This is a genomic window from Pseudomonas sp. JL23, from assembly GCF_056933585.1.
Genome location: NZ_CM167795.1, coordinates 2,804,892 through 2,826,891, shown reverse-complemented (window position 1 = coordinate 2,826,891; position 22,000 = coordinate 2,804,892). Strand labels below are relative to the sequence as shown.

The window sequence follows — 22,000 nt, the reverse complement described above, 5'->3', positions numbered from 1 at the left end:
GATGAACGCCATGCCGCTCAATGACAGCGAGTTCCACAGCTTCCAGCAATGGCTGCACCGGGCGGCAGGCATCAACCTGTCACCGGCGAAGAAGGCGTTGGTTGCCGGGCGCCTGTTCAAACGCCTCAAGCATTACGAGCTGAACAGCTATGGCGAATATTTCAAATTGATCATGGGCGGTCAGAGCGAGCATGAACTGCAGGTCGCCCTGGACCTGCTGACCACCAACGAAACCTACTTTTTCCGCGAACCCAAGCACTTCGATTTCCTGCGCCAGCACATCCTGCCCAAGGCCACGCCGGGGCGCACGTTCCGCCTGTGGAGCGCGGCCAGTTCTTCAGGCGAGGAGCCCTACAGCCTGGCCATGACCCTGGCCGAAGGCCTGGGCACCACACCCTGGGAAATCGTCGGCTCGGATATTAGCAGCCAAATGCTGACCAAGGCCCGCAGCGGCCACTACCCGATGGAGCGCGCCGCTACCCTGCCCCAGCCCTTGTTGGTCAAGTACTGCCTCAAGGGCGTCGGCCCCCAGGCTGGCACTTTTCTGGTGAACCGGGCGCTGCGCAATCGCATGAAATTCGTGCAGATCAACCTCAACGAAGCCTTCCCGGAAATGGGCGAGTTTGAGGTGATCTTCCTGCGCAACGTGATGATCTATTTCGATCAGGAGACCAAACGCAAAGTCATCGCCCGCATGCTGCCGCTACTCAAGCCCGGCGGCTATCTGATGATCAGCCATTCGGAGAGCCTCAACGGGATCAGCGATGCGTTCAAGCTCGTGGCACCGTCGATCTATCGCAAACCATGAAAACGTCCCTGGCTTACCCCCGCGTCTACCTTTCCCCCGGCGACTTTCACTTCGCCACGGAGCCGACGCGCATCAGCACGGTGCTGGGTTCATGCATCGCCGTCACCCTGTGGCATCCGCAGCGGCGCATTGGGGCCATGTGCCATTTCATGCTGCCCAATCGCCGCATTCGCGGCAACCGCCTCAGCGGCAAATACGCCGACGAGGCCTTCGAGATGTTCATGCTCGAAGTCGAATCCCATCGCACCCTGCCCGGCGACTATCAGGTCAAGCTGTTCGGTGGCGGCGAGATGTTCCCGCGCCACAAGACCGCGCTCGTCAGCGCGGTACCCGACATGAATATCGAAGCCGCCCTGCAACTGGCCGAGCGATACCACTTGAACGTCACCGCTCAGGATATAGGCCGCACGGGCCATCGCAATATCGTTTTCGACACATGGAACGGCGATGTCTGGGTCAAACACAAGCCATTGCATCAGTGCTGAAGGTCGTCATGAAAAAAATCAGAGTGCTGCTTGTCGATGATTCCGCCGTGGTGCGCCAGGTACTGATGGCGATCCTCGACAAGACCCCGGATATCGAAGTGATGGGCGCGGCGTCCGACCCTATTTTCGCCATCGACAAACTCGCCAGGGAGTGGCCCGATGTCATTGTCCTCGACGTCGAGATGCCGCGCATGGACGGCATTACCTTTCTCAAAAAAATCATGAGCGAACGCCCTACACCAGTGATCATCTGCTCGTCCCTGACCGAGAAAGGCGCCGAGACTACCTTGCAGGCTCTCAGCGCCGGGGCGGTGGAGATCGTTACCAAGCCCCAGGTCGGCCTGAAGAACTTCCTGCTGGAGTCTGCTGCGGTATTGGTCGCGGCCATCCGCGCCGCCGCCAGTGCCAACGTCAAGAATCTGGGCAAACGCAGCGTGCCGCGTCTGGAACCCCAGGCCAAGCTCAATGCCGATGCCATCCTGCCCGCCGGACACAGCCAGGCCATGGTGCAGACCACCGAACGTATCGTCGCCATCGGCACGTCCACCGGCGGCACCCAGGCCCTGGAAGCGGTGCTGACCGCCTTGCCCCGGGTCAGCCCCGGCATCGTCATCGTTCAGCACATGCCGGAGAAATTCACCGCATCCTTTGCCGAGCGCCTTAACGGTCTTTGCCAGATCGAAGTGCGCGAAGCCAGGAATAACGACCGCGTCCTCCCCGGCCTGGCCCTGATCGCCCCCGGCGGCAAGCACATGATGTTGACCCGCAGCGGCGCCTACTATCACGTACAGGTAGTGGACGGCCCATTGGTCAACCGTCATCGGCCTTCAGTGGATGTACTGCTGCGTTCGGTGGCCAAGTTTGCCGGGCGCAATGCCACCGGCATCATCATGACCGGTATGGGTGACGACGGCGCCCGGGGCATGAAGGAAATGTTCGACGCCGGCGCCGACACCGTGGCCCAGGACGAAGCCTCCAGCGTGGTGTTCGGCATGCCCAAGGAAGCGATCAAACTGGGCGGGGCCAAACGCATCCTGCCCCTGGGCGAGATGCATCGGGCGGTGATGGGCCGGGCTTAGCCATTTGAGTCGTGGTAAACGATTGATTACCGAATGACTGCTGCCGGACGGGTGTGATTGTGTGGGAGCGAGGTTTACCCGCGAATAAGACGACGCGGCAGGTCAGGAAAACCGCGTTGCTCCCTTCACGGGCAAGCCGACTCCTGCGGTCCTGCGCTTACCCAGCCAACAACGCCGCATACCGCTGCAGATCGATATTGCCCCCGGTGACAATCACCCCGACCCGCTGGCCCTGCAATTGCGCTTTCAACTCCCGCACTGCGGCAAAACCCAGGCAACCGGTGGGCTCGACCACCATCTTCATGCGCTCGGCAAAGAAGCGCATGGCCTCCACCAGTTGCGCATCGCTGGCGGTGTAGATGTCATTGACGTCGCGCCGGATGATGTCGAAGGTGTAGTTGCCCAGGTATTGCGTCTGGGCGCCGTCGGCGATGGTCACCGGGGTGTCGATATGCACGATGCTGCCGCTGCGCAGCGAGCGCTGGCCGTCGTTGCCCGCTTCCGGCTCGACGCCATAGAGCTTGCAGTCCGGGGCCAGGGCACGGGTCGATAACGCAGTGCCGGACAGCAGCCCGCCGCCGCCGAGGCAGACGAACAACGCATCCAGGGGGCCAGCTTCCTCAAACAGTTCCTTGGCTGCGGTGCCCTGCCCGGCGATCACATCCGGATGATCGTAAGGCGGGATCAGGGTGAAGCCGTGCTCTTGAGCCAGTGCGCGGCCGATGGCTTCGCGGTCTTCGGTATAGCGGTCGTACTGCACCACCGTGGCGCCATAGCCGCGGGTAGCCGCAACCTTAGCCGCCGGGGCGTCATGGGGCATGACGATGGTCGCAGGAATACCCAGGATCCGCGCCGACAACGCCACGCCCTGGGCATGGTTGCCCGAGGAGAACGCCACCACCCCGGCCTTGCGCTGGCGCTCGTCGAATTTCGCCAGGCTGTTGAAAGCCCCGCGAAACTTGAACGCGCCCATGCGTTGCAGGTTCTCGCACTTGAAGAACAACTCGGCACCCACCTCCTCGTTGGCCGTGCGCGAGGTCAGCACCGGAGTCTTGTGGGCATGGCCCTCGATCCGGCCAGCGGCGGCCAGCACGTCTTCATAGGTGGGCAGAATCAGGTTTGGCACGGGGACCTCCAGCGAATGAGGGGTGGTTTCAATCATAAGACAGGCGCAAATCCTGTGGGAGCGAGGCTTGCCCGCGAATTGAACAACGCGGTACATCAGGCACACCGCGTCAAGGCCTTCGCGGGCAAGCCTCGCTCCAACGAATAAAAAAGCCGGAAAGCCAGACGATAATCCGCAAGTTACATTTTGTCCAGTTCTGACAAAACGTCAAAACAAGCCCATCTGCCCGCCAATCAACGTACTGAAATCATCATCGACAAACGGCAGGATCGCGTCCGCCAACGGCTGTAGCTGTCGGGTGACGTAATGCTCGTAGTCGATGCCGGACTGGCGTACCTCAAGAGGTTCCGGCCCGGCCAGGGTCATGACGTAGCTGATCCAGCCACCATTCTGATACTGCCGTGGACGCCCTTGGCGATCGTTGTACTCGTCGGCCATGCGCGCCGCACGCACGTGGGGCGGTACGTTGCGCTCATAGTCGTCCAGGCGGCGCCGCAGGCGCTTGCGGTAGATCAACAGGTCATCCAGCTCGCCGTCCTGGGTACGCCGCACGTAGTCGCGGACATAGTCCTGATAGGGCTGGCGCTTGAAGATGCGCAAGTAAAGCTCCTGCTGAAACTGCCGGGCCAGGGGCGACCAGTCGGTGCGCACGGTCTCCAGGCCCTTGTAGATCATTTCCTCGCGGCCATCGGCCAGGGTCACCAGCCCGGCATAACGCTTCTTGCTGCCCTCCTCGGCGCCACGCACGGTGGGCATCAGGAAGCGCTTGAAGTGGTTCTCGTACTGCAATTCCAGCACGCTGGTCAGGCCGTATTGCGCTTGCAGGTGTTCGGCCCACCAGGCGTTGACCTTGGCGACCAGGGTACGGCCAATATGCCCGGCGTCGGCTTCATCATGGGGCTTTTGCAGCCAGACGAAGGTCGAGTCGGTATCGCCGTAGATCACCGTGTAGCCCTCGGCCTCGATCAACTGTCGGGTGCGGCGCATGATTTCATGGCCGCGCAGGGTGATAGACGAGGCCAGGCGAGTATCGAAGAAGCGGCAGCCACTGGAACCGAGCACGCCGTAGAAGGCGTTCATGATGATTTTCAAAGCCTGGGACAGCGGCTGATTCTTCTCGCGCTTGGCCACCTCGCGGCCTTCGGCGACATTGGCGACGATGGACGGCAGGCAGTGGCGGGTCCGGGAGAATCGCGCGCCGCGAAAGCCCGGCACCGAGTCGGCATCATCAGGGTGGCGCAAGCCTTCGATCAGCCCCACCGGATCGATCAGGAACGAGCGGATGATCGACGGGTACAGGCTCTTGTAGTCCAGCACCAGCACCGACTCATACAACCCCGGCCGCGAATCCATGACAAAGCCGCCGGGGCTGGCCTCGGGCATGCGCTCACCCAGGTTCGGCGCAACAAAACCCTGGCGATGCATCAGCGGGATATACAGATGCTCGAACGCCGCCACCGAACCGCCGCTGCGGTCGGCGGGCAAACCAGTGACGGTGGAGCGTTCCAGGAGGAACGTCAGCAACTCGGTCTTGGCGAAAATCCGCGTAACCAGCTCGCAGTCCTTGAGGTTGTAGCGCGCCAGGGCGGGCTTGTCCTCGGCGAACATACGGTTGATTTCATCCATGCGGTGATAAGGGTTGTCGATAGCCTTGCCTTCGCCAAGCAGGGTCTGGGCGACGTTTTCCAGGCTGAACGAAGGAAAGCTCCAGGTCGCCGAGCGCAGCGCTTCGATGCCATCGATCAACAGCCGCCCGGCCGCTGAAGCAAAATAATGATTGTTGCGGCTGCCGTGCTCGCGCCAGCCCATGCTCTCGCCGCCCCGGCCCAGGCGCAGCGGCACGTTGAGGCGCTGGGAATGTTCGTGAAGCACGCGCAGGTCGAACTGGATTACGTTCCAGCCGATGATCGCGTCGGGGTCGTGCAGGGCCATCCAGTCATTGAGCCTTTCCAGCAATTCAGCGCGGCTGTCGCAGTAGTCGAGCTTGAAATCCACCGCCGAATCGTCGCCATTGGCCGGGCCGAGCATGTACACCTGACGCTCGCCGCAGCCTTCAAGAGCAATGGAATACAGCTCGCCACGGGCGGTGGTCTCGATGTCCAGAGAGGCCAGGCGCAACGTCGGGCGATAGTCGGGGGCGGGTTTTATCTGCGCGTCGATCAACACGCCGCTTTCATCCGGGGTGCCGTCAAACTGCACCGGGGCGGTGATAAAGCGCTCCATCAGATAACGTTCAGGCGGGCGGATATCAGCTTCGTAGACATCGACGCTGGCCTTGCGCAGCAGCTTTTCGAGGTCCATCAACTGACGGTGTTGCGGGCAGTACAAACCCAGCACCGGACGATGGCGGAAGTCGTAGAGTTGCAGGGTGCGCAGCTCGACGCCCGGCTCACCGCGCAACGCCGCCTCAGCCCGCTGCCGATGCTCGGCGGGGATGAACGCCACCGATGTCTGCAGCGGCAGGCGGATCAGCCGCGGCCCCTGGTCGGTGGCCAGCCACAACTCGACTTGAGTGCCGGCCGGCGTATCGCGCCAGTGGCGGGTCAGGACAAAACCTGTGTTTGCATCCAACGTTGCAGCCTCGACACCCTATCAGGGCGTCGATTCTACGTGCATGGGCCGCGCCCGTGTGGTCTGTCAGACGCGGAACCGCTTGATCAGGCCATGCAGGTTGGCCGAAAGCCCGGACAGGCGCTGGCCGGCATCGCTGGTCTGGTGCGCGCCTTCGGAGGTCTGCTTGGCCAGGTCGCGGATATTGACCAGGTTGCGGTCCACTTCCCGGGCGACCTGAGCCTGCTCTTCCGAGGCGCTGGCGATCACCAGGTTACGCTCGGTGATCTGGCTGATGGCATCGGTGATCTGCTGCAAGGCCTGGCCCGCCGTGCGCGCCATTTCCAGGGTGACATTGGCCCGCTCGTTGCTGTTCTGCATGGCAGTCATGGCCTGATCGGTGCCCTGCTGAATGCCGCCGATCATCTGCTCGATTTCCAGGGTCGATTGCTGGGTGCGATGGGCCAGGGCCCGCACTTCATCGGCGACCACGGCAAAACCGCGCCCGGCATCACCCGCCCGCGCCGCTTCGATGGCAGCGTTCAGCGCCAACAGGTTGGTCTGCTCGGCCACGGAGCGGATCACATCCAGCACATTGCTGATGCCACGCACCTTCTCGGCCAGTTCGCGGACATGGTCAGCGGTGTCGTGCACGTCATTGGCCAGGCCGCTGATGGAGTCCACCGTGCGATTGACCTGCTCGCGGCCTTCACGGGCGGTGCGATCCGAGTCACGGGAGGCTTCGGAAGTGGCCACGGCATTGCGCGCCACCTCGTCCACGGCAGCCGTCATTTCGTTGACCGCCGTGGCCGCCTGCTCGATTTCCTGATTCTGCTGATGCAGGCCCTTGTTGGACTCTTCGGTCACCCGGTTCAACTCCTGGGCCGCCGACGCCACCTGATCGGAGGATTCGGCAATGCTCTGGATGGTCAGCTTGAGGCTTTGCTGCATGGTCTTGAGCGAGGCCAGCAGGCGCGCTGGCTCGTCACGGCCGTTGGCCTCGATATCCTGGGTCAGATCACCCGAAGCCACGTTTTCTGCGGCACGTACCGCCTGGGACAGCGGCGCGACAATGCTGCGGGTCAGCAGAATGGCCAGCACCCCGGTCAACACGGCCGCCAGCACCAGGGCAACGATCACGCCCATCTGTGCAAAGGCATATTCACGCTCCGACAACTCGGAAAACGCCGTGGCGCTGCTGCCACTGAGCTTCATCAACTTGTCCAGTTGCACGCCCAGCTCTACCGACAACTTGGTGTAATCACCGCCCAACAAGGTCTTGAGGTTGGCCAGGTCGCCGGTACCGGACAGCTGGACCAACTTCATGTGAATACCGACATAGGCATCCAGCGCCTGGCGGAAACTTTCATACTGGGCGCGCTGGGCATCGCTGTTGATCAGCGCTTCGTAGTCTTTCAGACCGCCCTTGAGTTGGCCGATCAGTTCATCGGCGCGGGCGATAGTGCTGCGCAATTGCGCATCTTCGCGGTCAACCAGAATACGGAACGACGTAATACGCAAACGCAACATGCGGTCGTTAATGGTGCCCAGGGCCGAATAGGTCGGCAGCGTGGTATCCATGGCAATGCGCGTCGCGCCGCGCAGGGTCTTCATCTGGGCCAGGGCGAACAGGCCCAGCAGTACCACCAGCAGGGCCACCAGGGAAAAACTGAAGAACGCCCTGGGTGCGATATTCAAGCGCCGAATAAACATGAGAGTAGCCTTATCGAATATTGAAGTTATGGTCGATTGGAGCTTTAGTTGAGAAGAACGAACTTTCTCTTATCGGCTTTAGTTCAAGATTCTTTAATAAAGATTTAGCGTAAACCCCTCAAGAACGCGGCGTTCGGCCAGGCAATACGCTTATTGGACTTATAGTACCTGTGGGAGCGGCTTTAGCCGGGAAAGCGCCTTCCCGGCTAAAGTCGGCCCCACAGGTAGTTAAATTAACTTATCAGTTAGTTAAATAACGTCACGCCAATAATGCTGGCGAATCAACAACGCCAACGCCTGCACCGGCGCGGACAACGGCCCCGCCGCCAGGTGCAATTCAATGGCAAAATCCGGCAGCACCGGCAACCCGGCTTCCGCTCCCAGTATCCGCAGGTTCCCCGGCATGGCCGACGCCAGCCAGGTGGTCAGGGCCAGGTCGCTGCGCACGGTGGCGGCGGTGGCTTCGATGCTGTTGTTGTCGTACAGCACCTTCCAGCCAATATCCGCCGCTTTCAGCGAGTCATACACCGCCGGGCGAAACACGCAGCTCTGGCTGACGAAGCTCAAGGGCAACGGCCGACGCAGATGCACATCACCGGGGCCGGCGACCCAGTGCAGACGGTCCACCGCCAGACGCTCGCCACGGGACTCCTCCAGCATGCACTCGCGCACGATCAGGTCGGCCTCGCCGTTCTCCAGGGACTGGGACAACTCCACCGATGAGCCGGTGACAAAAAACACTTCGACGTCCGGGTACTGCTCGGTAAAGGCCGTGAGGATCGGCGGGAAATGCGTGCCCACCAGGTCATAAGGTATGCCGATCCTGACCAACTCCACCGCTGCCTCACCGGTCAGTCGTGATGTCAGGCGGTCATTGGCGCCGATAAAGGCAATGGCCTCGGGCAGCAGCATCTCGCCTCGCGCGGTCAGGCGACTGCCCTGATTGCCCCGCTCCATCAACGCGCAGTCAAAGAAGGTTTCCAGGCGCTTGATGCGCTGGCTGATACCGCCCTGGGTCAGGTGCAGCAGGCGCGCCGCCGCCGTGATACTGCCGCTTTGGGCCGTCGCCACGAATGCCCGAAGCAAGCCCACATCGATATCCCGCGCCACGACTCACCCCATTAGCAACGTTAATGGCGCCACTATAAACATTCGTTATGTAGAAGAAAGTGCTTTGTTTAGGGTGATGGCTCAACCGAGAGGAGTCACTCATGTTTTCCAGCGATCACCCCGTCAACATTGCCCAGGCCTTGCAAGGTCTGACCGACTACTGGAGCCCCAAGGTGGTCGGTCAGGTCAATGACCAGTACATCAAGGTCGCCAAGCTCAAGGGCGAACTGATGTGGCATGACCATGCCGACGAAGACGAGACCTTCATGGTGATCTACGGCGAACTGAAGATCGAACTGCAAGACCGCGTCATCACCCTGCGCCCCGGCGAGTTCTACACCATCCCGAAAAAGGTCCGGCACAACCCGGTGGCCGCCGAAGAATGCGGCATCCTGCTGATCGAGACCATGACCACCAGGCATACCGGCAGTGAGGTCACGACGCGCACGGTGCCGATCGAGGCGCAACTCGGTCGCTGAAGCCCAAAATCAGGCGTTAGCCGACCCCGACCAGATCACCGAATAGCGATCGATATCCTCGCGCAAGGTCCAACCCTGGGCCGCCCAATAAGCGGCGGCCAGGTCATTGCTCTTGAGCACATCGACGTGGCTCTTGTGAATGCCCAGGGCCGCCAGCTCGCTCAAGCATCGCTCCACCAGCGCCCCGGCGATGCCTTGGCGACGGTATTCGGGCAAGACGATCAGGTGTTGCAGGTAGCCGCGGCGGCCGTCGTGGCCGGCCATCAGGCAGCCGCACAGGGCCTGATCATCGACGGCAACGAAGCTCAGGCCGGGGTTGCGGGACAGGTAGCGCTCGGTGGACTCCCGGGAGTCGGCATCGCGGATGGAGATCCCCGGAGTGCGCTGCATCAGGCTCAGCACCGCGTCGTAGTCGGCGGTGGTCATGGGGCGCAGGGTAAAGCTCATGGCACAAACCTCATCTCAGGAGCCGCTGCCTTCGGGCAACAGGCTGCGATCGAACATAAACGGCGTATCGGACCGCGGCGTATGCAGGAACAGCTGCTGCGGGCGGCCCATCTTAGGTTGATTCTTGTCGCCGGTATCCTGCACCCAGCCCTCTTCCTTCATGCGCTCCAGGCGCTTGCGGATCGAGGTGTTATTGACCCCGTAGCCCAGGCAGGCCTGCACGGCATTCAGGGCATCGAGCACGGTGAAGCGCTCCGGTGCCAGGTACAGCGGCAGGTTGCTGTACACCGCCTTGGACGCCAGGCGCTCGCAAGCCAGTTGTACCAACAGATTGTGATCGAAAGGCAGGACGATGCGGCGCTTGATGACTTCGCCGATATCGACAAAGCGCAATTGCCCACCACCGGCTTCGGCCGAGGGGCTGAGCAGTGCCAGGTAATAGGTGCTCATGGACCAGCCCCGAGGGTCGCGAAAAGCGTTGCCCTCGGTGCCGACCTGCTCCAGATGTTGCGGGCTGACCTGGGCTTTCTCGCTCAGGGCGCGGTCGGCGGCAGCGGCCAGGGTATTGTCCGGGGTACGGCCATTGACGATCACCCCCGGCAAGGCCCATTCACCCTGATGGGGTTCGCGGTCTCGCAGGTGCAGCAACACTTGCAGGGCCTTGTGTTCCGGGTCCAGTCGCAGGGCGACAATATCGACACTGGCCAACACTTCTACGCTACTCAACATGCACTCCCATAAACCATCAAATCCCTGCTGACTTCCGGCGGACACCATTCGGGCGGTACCGCACGCCCCTGGCGCACCAGCGCGCGAATCGCCGAACTGTGCACGGACAATTGCTCATCAGCCACCAGCAGGCCAAATTCCTGCAACAGCTCATGCCCCCGATAAAAGCTACCGACCCGCTGACGATTGTCTTCGCCGATCACCAGGGCGGTCTCACTGCGGGCCACACCCCACCGCGCGCCAAGGGCACAGAGCAGGTCGTAGCTGTAGATCACCGCGCCGCCCTGCCCCAGCTCTCTTTCCAGCGCCGAGCAGATGACTCGTTCACAGCCAAGCCGCGCGACCAGCTTGTCGATCCAGCTGCAGCGCAGGTCAAAGTCGGCCATGCGCTTGCCGTCGGCGTGACAATAGCTGGGCACAATCACCAGATTGTCGGCGCATTCGAGCATACGCAGGATGACGCTGACGTGGCCGCTGTGCAGTGGGTCGAAAGCGCCGCCGTAGACCGCCAGACGAAACCTGCGGGGCGATTCGACTGTCGAATCCACCGCCTCACTGACCGCCCTATTTTGCTCACCAGATAAAATATGTCCAGTCACGTTTTAATCCTTCATCAAATTAAGTATTGACATACATATTACACCTGATGAATTATGTGTCCAGACCCGAACGAGGAGACACCGCCATGAAGATCGCCAGCTTTGACGTCGATGCCCAGAACGGCTTTACCGCCAACGTCCCCGCCGAATTGCCCGTCGCCGGCGGCGAACTGATTGCCCCGGCCCTCAACGACATGGCCAGCCGCGCCGACCTGCGCCTGGGCAGCAAAGATGCCCACGCCCCCAACGCCGCGTGGGTCGTGCCCAGCCATGCCGAGATGTTGCAGCCCCTGGCCCTGGCCAACGCCGACCTGACCTGGGTCAGCCACTGCGTCCCCGGCACCCCCGGCTTCGAGTTGCTGGACGGCCTGCCCGCCCCGGTGGACTACGACTTCTTCGTCTGGAAAGGCATTGAGCCGGACATGCATCCCTACGGCGCCTGCTACCACGACCTGGCCGACAAGCGCTCCACCGGGGTCATCGAATACCTCAAGGTACAACGCGTCGGAGCGGTGATCGTCGGTGGCCTGGCCCTGGATTTCTGCGTCAAGACCACCGCCCTGCAACTGCGTGCCGCCGGCTTCGAAGTACTGCTGTACCTGCCCGCCTGCCGGGCCATCTCCGAGGAAGGTGCAACCAAGGCTATCTCTGAAATGAGCGACGTCGACATCCGTCTTTGCGACACCCTCGATACCCTCGATGCCTTTATCAAACGGATCAAAGGACCACAATCATGAGCGAGAGCGTATTTGGCCCGGCCATTATCCAGAACCTGCTGGATACCGATTTCTACAAAATCACCATGATGCAGGCGGTGCTGCACAACTACCCCAACGCCGAAGTGGAGTGGGAGTTTCGTTGCCGCAACAGTGAGGACCTGACCCCTTACCTGGCCGAGATCCGCTTCCAGATCGAACGTCTGGCCGAGGTGTCGATCACTCAGGACCAACTCGCCTATCTGGAGAAGATCCCGTTCATCAAGCCGGACTTCATCCGCTTCCTCAGCCTGTTCCGCTTCAACCTGCGCTACGTACATGTCGGCATTGATGACGCCGGGCAACTGGCGATCAAGCTGCGCGGTCCGTGGTTGCATGTGATCCTCTACGAGATCCCGCTGCTGGCGATCGTCTCCGAGGTGCGCAACCGCTATCGCTACCGTGATGTGGTCATCGAGCAGGTGGGCGAGCGGCTGTATGAAAAGCTCGACTGGCTCAAGCGCGAAGCCTCGGCCACGGAACTGGCGGGGTTTCAGGTGGCGGATTTCGGTACTCGACGGCGCTTCTCGTACCGCGTGCAGGAAGAAGTGGTGCATATCCTCAAGCGCGACTTCCCCGGCCGCTTCGTCGGCACCAGCAACGTGCACCTGGCCCGGGAATATGACCTCAAACCCATCGGCACCATGGCCCACGAATGGTTCATGGCCCACCAGCAACTCGGCCCGCGGCTGATCGACAGCCAGGTGGCGGCGCTGGAATGCTGGGTCAAGGAGTATCGCGGCCTGCTGGGGATCGCCCTGACCGACTGCATCGGCATGGATTCCTTCCTCAAGGACTGCGACCTGTACTTCGCCAAGCTGTTCGACGGTCTGCGTCATGACTCGGGTGATCCGCTGACCTGGGCCAACAAGGCCATCCAGCACTACGAAAAACTCGGCATCGACCCGATGAGCAAGACCTTGGTGTTCTCCGACGGCCTGGACTTCCCCAAGGCCCTGGAGCTGTACCGCCAGCTCAGTGGCCAGATCAACGTCAGCTTCGGCATCGGCACACGCCTGACCTGCGATATCCCTGGGGTGGAACCGATGAATATCGTGATCAAGATGACCGCCTGCAACGGCGCGCCAGTGGCGAAGATCTCCGACAGCCCCGGCAAGACCCAATGCCGCGACGAGAACTTCGTGGCCTATCTCAAGCATGTGTTTCAGGTGCCATAAAGGTCCGCGACCCTCTGCTCGCGATCCCATGTAGGAGCGGCTTTAGCCGCGAGATTGCCCTCCCGGCTAAAGCCGGTCCTACGGTCCGTCACGCCAACCCAGTCAATCAACTGGGAGGAGAAACCAGCATGAACAATCGCCAGACCGAAATCGCCCAGGCCCTCGACGTTGTCGCTCCGTTCACCGACGCAACCCAGGTCCAGGCCGAGATCCGCAAACGCATCGACTTTATCAAGCACACCCTGAGCAACAGCGGCATGACCTCGCTGGTGCTGGGCATCAGCGGCGGTGTCGATTCATCGACCGCCGGGCGTCTGGCGCAGCTGGCGGTGCAGGAACTGCGTGAAGAAACCGGCAATGCCGCCTACCAGTTCCTCGCCGTACGCCTGCCCTACAACACCCAGCATGACGAATCCGACGCCCAGGCCGCCCTGGCCTTTGTCAGCGCCGACGAGATGGTCACGGTCAATATCGCCGCCGGGGTCGCGGGCATGGTCAGCGCCATGCCAGAGCTGGCCGTGCTCACCGACGCCCGCCGCGACTTCGTTCTCGGCAATGCCAAGGCGCGCATGCGCATGCTCGCCCAATACACCCTGGCCAACGCGCGCAACGGCCTGGTCATCGGCACCGACCATGCGGCCGAAGCGGTCATGGGTTTCTTCACCAAATTCGGTGACGGCGCCTGCGACCTGGCGCCCTTGAGCGGCCTGGTCAAAGGCCAGGTACGACGCATCGCCGCCGAACTCGGCGCCCCGGCCATACTGGTCGAGAAAACCCCGACGGCTGACCTGGAAGACCTGCGTCCCGGGCTTGCCGATGAACAGGTGCATGGCGTCAGCTACGCGCAGATCGATAGCTTCCTGCAGGGTGAAAAAGTGCCGGATGAGGCGTATGGAATCATCGTTACCGCATACGACAAGACCCAGCACAAGCGGGAGTTGCCTGTCGTACCCGTCAATTCGTAGCCGCATAAATCCTGTGAGAGCTGCCTTGGTGGCGATCGAGTGTGAAGCGCTCGCAACGAACTGACAGGCGACGACTTTATTGCCTGTTCTGACGCCATCGCCAGCAAGCCGGCTCCCACGAGTTCCGTGCGTAACGCACGACAGCGCGGTCTCAGCAATAGCGCGTCGGCTCCGACAGACCCTATGCCTGTGGATCCTCGCCCGGCCCACAGAGAAAATTCCCCGGTCCTGCCCCACTGCCGCCTTCCAGTAGCGGTATCTGCGCTTCATCTTTCAGATTCACCCCCGACAACTGCCGCACACAGGCCTCGCGCATCAGGTAGAGCAACTTGTGCGCCGCCATGGCGTAGCTCAGGCCTTCCAGCCGGACGTTGGAGATGCAGTTGCGCGAGGCATCGTTGAGGCCAACCCTGGGCGCGTAGGTGAAGTACAGGCCGAGGCTGTCTGGCGAGCTAAGGCCCGGGCGTTCGCCGATCATGATGACCACCATGCGCGCACCGAGCAACTGCGCCACTTCATCAGCCACAGCCACCCGGCCCTGCTCGACCACGGCGATGGGCGCCAGGCTCCAGCCCTCGGCGGCGGCCAGTTCACTGATGCGTTGCAACATCGGCGGCGCATGACGTTGCACGGCCAGAGACGACAGACCGTCAGCGATCACCACACACAGATCGAAGCCTTTGCCATCGAGCGCCTTGAGCTGTTGTACCGAAGCCGCATCCAGACGCCGCCCCAGGTCCGGGCGTTGCAGATAGGTATTGCGATCCGCCGCCGAGCTGTGCAGCGTCTGGGTGGCGTGGCCCTGAGCATGGATCAGTTCACTCAGCCCGGCGACATCCATGGGCAAGTGCACGGCATCTCTGGCCTGGGCGTGGGCATACTGAAAATCCAGTTGCGCCGCAGTCGGCAGACTGGTCCCGGCGCGGCCCAGGGCAATCCGTGCCGGCGTGAGGGCACGCAGCTGGCGCCAGGGGTCGCCACGTTCGGGGATGTTCTCGTCGCTCATGGAGGGTCCTTACTTCAGTTGCGCCAAGGCCTGGCTGAACAGCGGCGGAACACCGCTGCCCAGACGCAGTTGACCGTCACTCTGGTGCAGGATGCCCATGCGTTCAAGCCAGGCGTCGAACTCCGGCGCCGGGCGCAGGCCCAGGGTCTTGCGCGCATAGAGCGCATCGTGAAAAGACGTGGTCTGGTAGTTGAGCATGATGTCATCGGAGCCGGGAATACCCATGATGAAATTGATCCCGGCCACCCCGAGCAGCGTCAGCAGCATGTCCATGTCGTCCTGATCGGCTTCGGCATGGTTGGTGTAACAGATATCGCAGCCCATGGGCACACCCAGCAGCTTGCCGCAGAAGTGATCCTCGAGCCCGGCGCGGATGATCTGCTTGCCGTTGTACAGGTACTCCGGGCCGATAAATCCGACCACGGTATTGACCAGGAACGGATCGAAATGCCGCGCCACGCCGTAGGCCCTCGCCTCGCAGGTCTGCTGATCGACGTTGTGATGGGCGTTGGCCGACAGCGCGCTGCCCTGGCCGGTTTCGAAGTACATCAGGTTCTGGCCCAGGGTACCGCGCTTGAGGCTCAGCCCTGCTTCATAGCCTTCCCGAAGGATTTCCAGGCTGATACCGAAACTGGCGTTGGCCGCCTGGGTCCCGGCGATGGACTGAAACACCAGGTCCAGGGGAACGCCGCGCTCGATGGCAGCCACCGATGAGGTGACGTGGGTGAGCACGCAGGACTGGGTGGGAATGTCGTAGTGATTGATCACACCGTCGAGCATCTTCAGCAGTTCGCTGATGGCGCTGAGGCTGTCGGTGGCCGGGTTGATGCCGATCATGGCATCGCCGTTACCGTATAGCAGGCCGTCCATCAGGCTGGCGGCAATGCCGGCCGGATCGTCGGTGGGATGGTTGGGTTGCAGGCGGGTCGACATGCGTCCGCGCAGGCCGACGGTGTTGCGAAAACGAGTGACGACGCGGATCTTCTGCGCGACCAGTATCAGATCCTGCACACGCATGATCTTCGACACGGCGGCGGCCATTTCCGGAGTAATACCCGGCGCCAGGGCACGCAGGCTGGCTTCATCGGCGTCATCACCGAGCAGCCAGTCGCGAAAGCCGCCGACGGTCAAGTGGCTGACCGGGGCGAAGGCGGCGGTGTCGTGAGTGTCGATGATCAGGCGAGTGACTTCATCGTCTTCGTAGGGGATCAGCGCTTCGTTGAGAAAGCGCTTGAGCGGCACGTCGGCCAGGGCCATCTGCGCGGCGGCGCGCTCGGCATCGCTGTCGGCCGCGACTTGGGCCAGGTAATCCCCGGAGCGCGCCGGGCTGGCCTTGGCCAGCAACTGGCGCAGACTGTCGAAACGCCAGGTCTGGCCGCCGACGGTGTGCATGAAGCTCATGACCTACCTCCTCTATAGACCGTCCAACGAGATCCGTTGGAGCGAGGCTTGCCCGCGAAGAGGCCTGCATTCCAGATACATTTCAGTGGCTGGAATATCGCCTTCGCGGGCAAGCCTCGCTCCAACAAGAGCGTTCTTTACTGGCCTGCTACGGCCACAACCTGCCCGTCACGATTACGAATGAACCGGCAGAACAACGCACCCACAATCATCAGGCCAAGGAACACCGAGAAGATCAGCAGGTTGAACCAGATCATCGCGATCAGGCAGACCACTGCCAGCACCAGCGCGATGCCCGGCACGACCGGATAGCCCGGGGCGCGGAAGGTGCGTTCCAGGTTGGGTTCGGTTTTGCGCAGGCGGAACAGGCTGATCATGCTGACGATGTACATGACGATGGCACCGAACACCGACATGGTGATCATCGCCGCGGTCAGGCTCATGCCCTGCAGGTTGACGACGCCATCACTGAAGATCGCCGCGATACCCACTACACCACCGGCCAGAATAGCGCGGTGCGGCGTCTGGAAGCGGTTGAGCTTGGCCAGGCCTGCTGGCAGGAAACCGGCACGGGCCAATGCGAAGAACTGGCGCGAGTAGCCGAGGATGATGCCATGGAAGCTGGCAACCAGACCGAACAGACCGATCCACACCAGCATGTGCATCCATTTCGAATCACCACCCACCACGCCTTTCATGGCTTGTGGCAGCGGATCGTTGATATTGGACAGGGTGCGCCAGTCGCCCACACCACCGGCGAAGATCATCACGCCCAGGGCCAGGATCACCAGGGTCAGAATGCCGCTGATATAGGCACGAGGAATGGTGCGCTTGGGGTCCTTGGCTTCTTCGGCGGCCATGGCGGCGCCTTCAATGGCCAGGAAAAACCAGATGGCGAAAGGAATCGCCGCGAAAATACCGCTCACCGCGCCCATTGAGAAGGTGTCCGCACCGGACCAGCCGCCCAATGCGAAGTTGCTGAAGCTGAACGCAGGCGCGACGACGCCCATGAACACCAGCAGTTCCAGCACCGCCAGTACGGTGACAATCAGTTCGAAGGTGGCGGCAATGCTGACGCCGACGATATTCAGGCTCATGAACACCACATAAGCACCTACCGCCGCCCAGCGTGGGTCGATCCACGGGAACTGCACTTGCAGGTACGAACCGATGGCCATGGCAATGGCCGGTGGCGCAAAGACGAACTCGATCAAGGTCGCAAGACCGGCGATGGTGCCGCCGCCGACACCCAGGGCGCGCAGGCTGTAGGCGAACGGGCCACCGGCGTTGGGGATGGCGGTGGTCATTTCGGTGAAGCTGAAGATAAAGCAGGTATACATCACCGCGACCATCAGCGTGGTCACCAGGAAACCCAGAGTACCGGCGGTACCCCAGCCGTAGCTCCAGCCGAAGTATTCCCCGGAAATCACCAGGCCCACGGCTATACCCCACAGATGCAGGGTCCCCAAAGTCGGTTTGAGTTGCGAAACAGTCATGGCGTGGCCTCTTTGACGAACGGGCGGAATGTGCTCGTTTTTCAGGATAACCACAGCCTGCGGCGCAAGACTTGACGTTGCAGGACAGTCGTTGTCCTGCACGGTCAATTCGGTGGACGACGCACCGGGATGGCGCGAATACGGGCTCAGTGAACGCCTGCGCACCTTATGGGAACACTGCTACCGAAGACCGCAGATGCGCAAAATCCGGGGGACTGTGAGGGTGTAGCCAAGTAACCCTATGTTTCAAAGCGTGCCAACGATGGCTCTGGCAGGCGCCAACATGAAAGCGGAACAGGTTTTGCTTGAAAACTTTTCATGTTTCTCCTTTGGCTACTGTCCCCATGTCCCACGCGATCTTCCCGTCCCCGCCCCTGAGCACACAGCCTGCCAGCAATCAGGGTGTCCTGTCGGCGGCGGCAAACGGCCTGGGCGCGTTCATTACCGACTTCGGCGGCGATCTGGACCGGATCTTTGGCCGCGCCGGCATTCAACAGGAACAGCTGCTGCATCCGACACTGAGCCTGTGCCTGTCCAACTATTGCGAAGTACTTGAGGAGTCAGCCCGGCAGACCGGTTGCGACAACTTCGGCCTGCATTACGGCCAGCAGTTCCAGCCTCAGGCCCTGGGCCTGCTGGGCTATGTCGGCCTGTGCTCGGAAACCCTCGAAGACGCCCTGGTCAATTTCGCCCAGGCCTTCCCCTTCCATCAGCACAGCACCGCGATCCAGTTGCTCGATGAAGGCGAGTGCTATCGCTTCCATTACCAGATTCGCCACGGCGCCATCGTGCAGCGGCGTCAGGATGCTGAGTTGACCATGGGCATGGCCACCAATCTGCTGCGCCATGTACTGGGCAATGAATGGGGGCCGCGCGAGGTCACCTTCGAACATGACCGCCCCGAGGACGGCCAAGTCCACCGCGACCTGTTCCAGGCACCGGTGCACTTCTCCCAGACGGCCAACTCGATCCTGATCCCCAAGGCCGAGATCGCCGGCAAAAGCATGCCGGGCCGCGATCCGGTACTGCTGATGCTGGTCAACGACGCCATCCGCCGCCTCGGTGCCAGCAGCGGCGGCGACCTGCTCGAACACGTCCGCCAGGCCATCCACAACAGCCTGGGCCTGGGCGAACCAGCCCTGGACGAAATTGCCCGGCAGGTGAACACCAGCGAATGGTCCCTGCAACGACGCCTGCGCGATCAAGGGGTGAGCTTCAGCCAACTGGTCGATGAGGTGCGTCGCGAGGCTGCACTATGGCATCTGCGTCAGGAGCGCCTGAGTGTTTCGGAGCTGGCGCTGGTGTTGGGTTACTCGGAAACCAGCGCGTTTTCCCGGGCGTTTCGGCGCTGGTTCGGGGTGAGTCCGCGGCAGTGGCGGACGCTGGAGTAATTTAAACCGTTTCGTTGGAGCGAGGCTTGCCCGCGAAGAGGCAGTTAGAGGCGACATCTCTGGCTCTAGCGACACTTTCGCGAGCAAGCCTCTGCGTACCTCACCGATTTATTGATAGCTCCTCAGCCCTGCTCCACCCTCCCCCCAACGCCTTGACCAAACCGACATTGGCACTTAACTGCCGGGTCTGCAGATCCAGCACGCTGCGTTGCGCCTGCAACGAGGCGGTCTGCGCCACCACCACATCCAGATAGCCGATCGCGCCTTGTTTATAGCGCTCCAGCGACAGGTTTTCCGTGTAACGTGCCGCTTCGGCCGCTGCGCGTTGATCTTGCAGGGCGCTGCCGAGGCCGTCGATGAGGGTCAGGTTGTCTTCCACCTGCTCGAACGCTCCCAGCACCACTGCACGGTATTTGCTCCCGGCCTCTTCGGTGGCGGCCCGGGCCGAGTCGACCTGAGCCTGGCGCGCGCCAGCATCAAACAGGGTGGTGACCAGCGCCGGTCCGACGGCCCAGAACAGATTGGGCGCGGACAGCAGATTGGCGAACTCGTCACTCTGATAGCCGCCCTGGGCACTCAGGCTGATGGTCGGAAACCAGGCGGTGCGCGCCACGCCTATACGCTTGTTGGCGGCGGCAATACGTCGCTCGGCGGCGGCGATATCCGGGCGTCGTTGCAGCAGGGTCGAGGGCACGCCCACCGGCACGCCGGGCAAGGCAATCGCCGTGGTGTTGACCGGCAAACTGAACTGCGAGGCGGAAGCGCCCACTAGTGCGGCAATGGCATGTTCCATCACCGCTCGCTGTACCTGATTCTGCTTGAGCTGCGACTTGGCCGAAGACAGTTGGGTACTGGCCCGGGCCACATCCAGACCGGAGACAATGCCACCACCGTGCAATCCTTCGGTCAGGCTGACGGCCCGGGCAAACGCCTCAGTGGTGGCGCTGAGCAACTGGCTCTGTTGATCCAGCCCGCGCAGTTGAATGTAGCTGTCAGCGAGTTGCGCCTGCAGGCTTAAACGCGCAGACGCCAGGTCGGCCTGGGAGGCCTGGGCCTCGTCTGTGCCCGCAGCCACCGAGTCGCGTACCCGTCCCCAAAGGTCGACTTCGTAGTCAATCTGCAAACCCAAAGTGGCGGAGTCATAGACATCTGCCGTGGTGCTGGAGCGCAATGGCCGGGTGTCGGACTGGCGAATACGCTGGCCATTACCGATGCCCTTGATGGTCGGAAACAGCCCCGAGCGCACCTGGGTGACGAGCGCCTGGGCCTGGCTGTAATGGGCCAGGGCCGCGCTCAAGGTCGGGTTATTCAGCAGCAACTGCTGTTGCAGCGCATCCAGTTGCGGGTCCTGATAGATGCGCCACCAACCATCGCGGCTGATGCTGTCGTTGGGCGTGGCGGTGCTCCAGGCGCCCTGGGTGCGGAACTCGGCCGCGACCGGGGTTTGCGGCACCTTATACTCCGGGGCCATGGAGCAGGCGCCCAGACCGAGCATCGCCAGTAACAGCAGACTGTATTTAGCCATGGGGTTTGGCCTCGGTTGCTGCTTTGGCCAACTGCACGCTGTCGCTGTCGATCAGGCCGTCAGGCGGTGTGTCGATGACGCGATCAGAGGCCAGCAGGCCGCTGCCGATCTCTACGCTATCGCCAAAGTCCCGGGCGATGGTCACGCTCTTGAACAACACATGGTTTTGCTGATCAAGGGTCGCCACGCGCATGCCATGATCGTCGAAGACCAGAGCACTGGCGGGCAGGCGCAGGACGTTGCTCTGCACCGGCAGGTCAAACTGCACGCTGGTATAGGCCCCTGGCAGCAGGCGCCCGGCGGCGTTGTCCACTTGCAATTGCACGAGAGTGGTCCCGGATGACGCGGTCACCGAGTCCGCCGAGGCAATCACCGTGGCGTTGAACTGCTCCTGTTTGTACTCAGGCACGTTCAAGTGCGCCTTGGTACCGACCCGCACCTGGGGCGCGTAACTTTGCGGCACCTGCACATAGACCCGCAGGCGGCTGACGTCGGAGACCGCGAACAGCTCCTGCCCGACACCGCCGCTACCGGCGTTGATCAGGGCACCGACGTCGGTGGAACGCGACGTCACCACACCATCGAAGGGTGCAGTCAGGCGCTGGAAGCCTTTGGTGGCGATCAGTCGCTCGACATTGGCGTTGGCGGCATTGACCTGAGCCTGACGGGCGGCGAGGTTGCCGACGCGCTCGTCGACGTCCTGTTTCGACACCGAATCGGAAGCAAGCATGGCCTGCCAGCGCTTGGCAGTAGTGCTGGCCAGCGCCGCGTTGGCCTGGGCCGTCGCCAGATCGGCCTTGGCCTGAAGCAGTTGTTGATCAAGCTCGGGGGTGTCGATTTCCGCCAGCACCTGACCGGCTTTAACTTTGGCGCCGATATCGGCTTTCCAGGACTTCAGATAGCCGCCCACCCGGGCGAAGATCGAGGCCCGGGACCAGGCTTCCAGACGGCCCGGCAGGTTCAGCACACCGCCCTGTGCCGGGACGCTGGGGCTGATCACAATGACGCTGGGCAGCGCCTGATTGTCGGTCCAGGTCTTCAGCTTGCCAGATTCGCTGGCCCGTACGCTGATGCCGTAGAACACGATGGCGGCCACGGCGCCTGCGCCCAGCAGCAGAACCAGCATCCCGCCGCCTTTGCCCCGATGTGGGACGGGTT

The 22,000-nt window shown here is 62.1% G+C and carries 20 protein-coding genes and 1 pseudogene; 8 read left to right on the top strand and 13 right to left on the bottom strand.

The window, feature by feature from the left end; all coding sequences use genetic code 11:
* The first annotated feature begins 1 nt into the window (after position 1).
* Genes AC1Z24_RS13230 through AC1Z24_RS13220 form a run of 3 tightly spaced genes read left to right on the top strand, consistent with a single transcriptional unit; the run spans position 2 to position 2,372 of the window.
* Positions 2-808 (top strand): CheR family methyltransferase, encoded by an 807-nt coding sequence (locus tag AC1Z24_RS13230; protein ID WP_483746013.1) that lies wholly within the window; start codon positions 2-4, stop codon positions 806-808.
* Positions 805-1,293, top strand: a complete 489-nt coding sequence (locus tag AC1Z24_RS13225; protein WP_483746012.1) for a chemotaxis protein CheD — start codon at positions 805-807, stop codon at positions 1,291-1,293. Before AC1Z24_RS13230 ends, AC1Z24_RS13225 begins: the two co-directional genes overlap by 4 nt.
* 8 nt (positions 1,294-1,301) lie before the next feature.
* Entirely contained in the window at positions 1,302-2,372 is a 1,071-nt protein-coding gene (locus AC1Z24_RS13220) for a protein-glutamate methylesterase/protein-glutamine glutaminase (RefSeq protein ID WP_483746011.1), read from the top strand.
* Between the two features lie 157 nt (positions 2,373-2,529).
* Here the strand turns inward: AC1Z24_RS13220 and AC1Z24_RS13215 are convergent, their stop codons facing one another.
* The 5 genes and pseudogenes from AC1Z24_RS13215 to AC1Z24_RS13195 all read right to left on the bottom strand — a co-directional run bounded on the left by AC1Z24_RS13215 (position 2,530) and on the right by AC1Z24_RS13195 (position 8,871).
* A complete protein-coding gene (locus AC1Z24_RS13215) occupies positions 2,530-3,489 on the bottom strand; it encodes a threo-3-hydroxy-L-aspartate ammonia-lyase (protein ID WP_483746618.1) in 960 nt (319 codons plus the stop codon).
* Between the two features lie 216 nt (positions 3,490-3,705).
* A complete protein-coding gene (locus AC1Z24_RS13210; protein ID WP_483746010.1) occupies positions 3,706-6,069 on the bottom strand; it encodes a DNA polymerase II in 2,364 nt (787 codons plus the stop codon).
* A 66-nt stretch (positions 6,070-6,135) separates the two neighbouring features.
* Complete coding sequence (locus tag AC1Z24_RS13205) at positions 6,136-7,194, bottom strand: methyl-accepting chemotaxis protein (RefSeq protein ID WP_483746617.1); 1,059 nt, start codon at positions 7,192-7,194, stop codon at positions 6,136-6,138.
* A 90-nt stretch (positions 7,195-7,284) separates the two neighbouring features.
* Positions 7,285-7,761, bottom strand: a pseudogene (locus AC1Z24_RS13200) (MCP four helix bundle domain-containing protein); the annotation flags it as partial.
* 249 nt (positions 7,762-8,010) lie between these two features.
* A complete protein-coding gene (locus AC1Z24_RS13195; protein ID WP_483746009.1) occupies positions 8,011-8,871 on the bottom strand; it encodes a LysR family transcriptional regulator in 861 nt (286 codons plus the stop codon).
* A 101-nt stretch (positions 8,872-8,972) separates the two neighbouring features.
* On the opposite strand from AC1Z24_RS13195, the gene AC1Z24_RS13190 reads away from it, so the two are divergent.
* Positions 8,973-9,350 carry a cupin domain-containing protein gene (locus AC1Z24_RS13190; RefSeq protein WP_483746008.1) on the top strand — a complete coding sequence of 126 codons (378 nt, stop codon included), beginning with the start codon at positions 8,973-8,975 and terminating at the stop codon, positions 9,348-9,350.
* A 9-nt stretch (positions 9,351-9,359) separates the two neighbouring features.
* Here AC1Z24_RS13190 and AC1Z24_RS13185 read toward each other — a convergent pair whose 3' ends face one another.
* From AC1Z24_RS13185 to AC1Z24_RS13175, 3 genes are read right to left on the bottom strand one after another with little or no spacing between them, the layout of a single operon-like run.
* Positions 9,360-9,776 (bottom strand): GNAT family N-acetyltransferase, encoded by a 417-nt coding sequence (locus AC1Z24_RS13185; protein ID WP_483746616.1) that lies wholly within the window; start codon positions 9,774-9,776, stop codon positions 9,360-9,362.
* A 36-nt stretch (positions 9,777-9,812) separates the two neighbouring features.
* A complete protein-coding gene (locus tag AC1Z24_RS13180; RefSeq protein ID WP_483746615.1) occupies positions 9,813-10,523 on the bottom strand; it encodes an NUDIX hydrolase in 711 nt (236 codons plus the stop codon).
* Positions 10,520-11,125 carry an adenylyltransferase/cytidyltransferase family protein gene (locus AC1Z24_RS13175; RefSeq protein WP_483746007.1) on the bottom strand — a complete coding sequence of 202 codons (606 nt, stop codon included), beginning with the start codon at positions 11,123-11,125 and terminating at the stop codon, positions 10,520-10,522. The genes AC1Z24_RS13180 and AC1Z24_RS13175 overlap by 4 nt, the downstream gene beginning before the upstream one ends.
* An 86-nt stretch (positions 11,126-11,211) precedes the next feature.
* Between AC1Z24_RS13175 and AC1Z24_RS13170 the strand changes: the two genes are divergently transcribed.
* The 3 genes from AC1Z24_RS13170 to nadE all read left to right on the top strand — a co-directional run bounded on the left by AC1Z24_RS13170 (position 11,212) and on the right by nadE (position 14,023).
* Entirely contained in the window at positions 11,212-11,862 is a 651-nt protein-coding gene (locus tag AC1Z24_RS13170) for a nicotinamidase (RefSeq protein WP_483746006.1), read from the top strand.
* Positions 11,859-13,058 (top strand): nicotinate phosphoribosyltransferase, encoded by a 1,200-nt coding sequence (pncB, locus tag AC1Z24_RS13165; RefSeq protein ID WP_483746005.1) that lies wholly within the window; start codon positions 11,859-11,861, stop codon positions 13,056-13,058. The genes AC1Z24_RS13170 and pncB overlap by 4 nt, the downstream gene beginning before the upstream one ends.
* Positions 13,059-13,186: 128 nt before the next feature.
* Entirely contained in the window at positions 13,187-14,023 is an 837-nt protein-coding gene (gene nadE / locus AC1Z24_RS13160) for an ammonia-dependent NAD(+) synthetase (RefSeq protein ID WP_483746004.1), read from the top strand.
* Positions 14,024-14,204: 181 nt separating this feature from the next.
* Here the strand turns inward: nadE and eutC are convergent, their stop codons facing one another.
* From eutC to eat, 3 genes are all read right to left on the bottom strand, one after another.
* Positions 14,205-15,029, bottom strand: coding sequence for an ethanolamine ammonia-lyase subunit EutC (eutC, locus tag AC1Z24_RS13155; protein ID WP_483746003.1), 825 nt, complete (start codon positions 15,027-15,029; stop codon positions 14,205-14,207).
* Positions 15,030-15,038: 9 nt separating this feature from the next.
* Positions 15,039-16,430 carry an ethanolamine ammonia-lyase subunit EutB gene (locus tag AC1Z24_RS13150; RefSeq protein WP_483746002.1) on the bottom strand — a complete coding sequence of 464 codons (1,392 nt, stop codon included), beginning with the start codon at positions 16,428-16,430 and terminating at the stop codon, positions 15,039-15,041.
* 137 nt (positions 16,431-16,567) lie between these two features.
* Positions 16,568-17,926 carry an ethanolamine permease gene (eat, locus tag AC1Z24_RS13145; protein ID WP_483746001.1) on the bottom strand — a complete coding sequence of 453 codons (1,359 nt, stop codon included), beginning with the start codon at positions 17,924-17,926 and terminating at the stop codon, positions 16,568-16,570.
* A 344-nt stretch (positions 17,927-18,270) separates the two neighbouring features.
* Between eat and qhpR the strand changes: the two genes are divergently transcribed.
* Complete coding sequence (qhpR, locus tag AC1Z24_RS13140; RefSeq protein WP_483746000.1) at positions 18,271-19,317, top strand: AraC-like transcriptional regulator QhpR; 1,047 nt, start codon at positions 18,271-18,273, stop codon at positions 19,315-19,317.
* A 100-nt stretch (positions 19,318-19,417) separates the two neighbouring features.
* Here qhpR and AC1Z24_RS13135 read toward each other — a convergent pair whose 3' ends face one another.
* Positions 19,418-20,842, bottom strand: coding sequence for an efflux transporter outer membrane subunit (locus AC1Z24_RS13135; RefSeq protein WP_483745999.1), 1,425 nt, complete (start codon positions 20,840-20,842; stop codon positions 19,418-19,420).
* On the bottom strand, positions 20,835-21,968 hold the full coding sequence (locus tag AC1Z24_RS13130) for an efflux RND transporter periplasmic adaptor subunit (RefSeq protein WP_483745998.1): 1,134 nt from the start codon (positions 21,966-21,968) through the stop codon (positions 20,835-20,837). The genes AC1Z24_RS13135 and AC1Z24_RS13130 overlap by 8 nt, the downstream gene beginning before the upstream one ends.
* Positions 21,969-22,000 lie beyond the last annotated feature (32 nt).

What these genes read in the sequence shown, in the direction of transcription:
- AC1Z24_RS13230 (WP_483746013.1), top strand. Translation starts at nt 2, where the DNA reads ATGAACGCCATGCCGCTCAATGACAGCGAGTTCCACAGCTTCCAGCAA.
- AC1Z24_RS13225 (WP_483746012.1), top strand. Translation starts at nt 805, where the DNA reads ATGAAAACGTCCCTGGCTTACCCCCGCGTCTACCTTTCCCCCGGCGAC.
- AC1Z24_RS13220 (WP_483746011.1), top strand. Translation starts at nt 1,302, where the DNA reads ATGAAAAAAATCAGAGTGCTGCTTGTCGATGATTCCGCCGTGGTGCGC.
- AC1Z24_RS13205 (WP_483746617.1), bottom strand. Translation starts at nt 7,194, where the DNA reads ATGGGCGTGATCGTTGCCCTGGTGCTGGCGGCCGTGTTGACCGGGGTG.
- AC1Z24_RS13190 (WP_483746008.1), top strand. Translation starts at nt 8,973, where the DNA reads ATGTTTTCCAGCGATCACCCCGTCAACATTGCCCAGGCCTTGCAAGGT.
- AC1Z24_RS13185 (WP_483746616.1), bottom strand. Translation starts at nt 9,776, where the DNA reads ATGACCACCGCCGACTACGACGCGGTGCTGAGCCTGATGCAGCGCACT.
- AC1Z24_RS13170 (WP_483746006.1), top strand. Translation starts at nt 11,212, where the DNA reads ATGAAGATCGCCAGCTTTGACGTCGATGCCCAGAACGGCTTTACCGCC.
- pncB (WP_483746005.1), top strand. Translation starts at nt 11,859, where the DNA reads ATGAGCGAGAGCGTATTTGGCCCGGCCATTATCCAGAACCTGCTGGAT.
- nadE (WP_483746004.1), top strand. Translation starts at nt 13,187, where the DNA reads ATGAACAATCGCCAGACCGAAATCGCCCAGGCCCTCGACGTTGTCGCT.
- eutC (WP_483746003.1), bottom strand. Translation starts at nt 15,029, where the DNA reads ATGAGCGACGAGAACATCCCCGAACGTGGCGACCCCTGGCGCCAGCTG.
- AC1Z24_RS13150 (WP_483746002.1), bottom strand. Translation starts at nt 16,430, where the DNA reads ATGAGCTTCATGCACACCGTCGGCGGCCAGACCTGGCGTTTCGACAGT.
- eat (WP_483746001.1), bottom strand. Translation starts at nt 17,926, where the DNA reads ATGACTGTTTCGCAACTCAAACCGACTTTGGGGACCCTGCATCTGTGG.
- qhpR (WP_483746000.1), top strand. Translation starts at nt 18,271, where the DNA reads ATGTCCCACGCGATCTTCCCGTCCCCGCCCCTGAGCACACAGCCTGCC.
- AC1Z24_RS13135 (WP_483745999.1), bottom strand. Translation starts at nt 20,842, where the DNA reads ATGGCTAAATACAGTCTGCTGTTACTGGCGATGCTCGGTCTGGGCGCC.
- AC1Z24_RS13130 (WP_483745998.1), bottom strand. Translation starts at nt 21,968, where the DNA reads ATGCTGGTTCTGCTGCTGGGCGCAGGCGCCGTGGCCGCCATCGTGTTC.